The sequence below is a fragment of the Streptomyces sp. NPDC058650 genome (genome assembly GCF_042717315.1).
GTDB lineage: Bacteria > Actinomycetota > Actinomycetes > Streptomycetales > Streptomycetaceae > Streptomyces.
Genome location: NZ_JBHXRL010000090.1, coordinates 1 through 1,081, shown reverse-complemented (window position 1 = coordinate 1,081; position 1,081 = coordinate 1). Strand labels below are relative to the sequence as shown.

Here is a 1,081-nt window from a genome sequence, read left to right as displayed (position 1 = left end):
GGTTCAGCCGCGGGAGGAGGGCGGCGATCGCCTTCACGGGGCTCCGCGACATCCGGCTCAAGGCGGCGGAGCTCGCCCTGCTCGTCGAGCTCATCGAGGCAGGGGAGTTCGTGCCGGTCATCGATCGGATCGTCGCCTTCGACGACATCGTCGAGGCGCACCGCCGGGTCGACACCGGGCACAAGGCCGGCAGCGTCGTGGTCGCGGTGACGCGGACCGCGTCGCCGGTCGTGTCGCCGGCGGCATCGCAGTCCGCGAAGGCGGCATCGTGAGGGCGATCGTGCAGCACCGGTACGGCGGCCCGGAGGAGCTCGCGCTCGCCGAGGTCGAGACTCCCGCGCCGGCGGCCGGCGAGGTGCTCATCCGTGTCGCGGCGGTCGCCATCAGCATGGGCGACGTGCTGCTCATGCGCGGCGAGCCGCGAGCGGTGCGACTCGCCTTCGGCCTGCGGCGGCCGAAGCGCCCGATCATCGGCCGGGACGTCGCGGGCGAGGTCGTCGCGGTCGGCGACGCCGTCACGCGGTTCGCGATCGGGGACGCGGTCTTCGCGGAGTCGGACCAGGGCGGCTTCGCCGAGTTCGTCGCGGTGCCCGAGCGCTTCGTCGCCGTCAGGCCGACCTCCGTCGACGCGGTTCACGCGGCGGCCGTCGTCGTCTCGGGCACGACGGCGTTGCAGGGCCTGCGTCTCGCGGGCGTCGGGCCCGGGCAGCACCTGCTCGTCAACGGCGCCTCGGGCGGCGTCGGCGGATTCGCCGTGCAGCTCGCCAAGGGCCGGGGCGCCGAGGTGACCGGGGTCTGCCGCGGTGCGAAGGCCGAGCACGTGCGCGGCATCGGCGCCGATCACGTGATCGACTACACGGCCGAGGACTTCACGGCGAACGCGGGCCGCTACGACGTCGTGTTCGACCTCGTCGCCGACCACCCGCTCGGTCGCGTGCGTCGCTCGCTCACGCCACGGGGCATGCTCGTACTGTCGTCCGGTCGAGGCGGCACGGTGTTCGGGCCGATGCGGCGGATGGTCGCGGCATCCGCCATCTCGCCGTTCGTCTCGCAGCGGCTCCGCGCGCTCGCGGCCGTGCGC

Annotated in this window: 2 protein-coding genes; both read left to right on the top strand. The window is 74.3% G+C overall.

Going from position 1 to position 1,081, the window contains the following annotated elements; all coding sequences use genetic code 11:
- The coding region (locus tag ACFWWU_RS37460) for a zinc-binding dehydrogenase (protein WP_384153750.1) at window positions 1–272 on the top strand (272 nt) is incomplete at its 5' end.
- Window positions 269–1,081 (top strand): NAD(P)-dependent alcohol dehydrogenase (locus ACFWWU_RS37455; protein WP_384153747.1); only part of this gene is annotated, 813 nt, incomplete at its 3' end. The genes ACFWWU_RS37460 and ACFWWU_RS37455, both read left to right, overlap by 4 nt.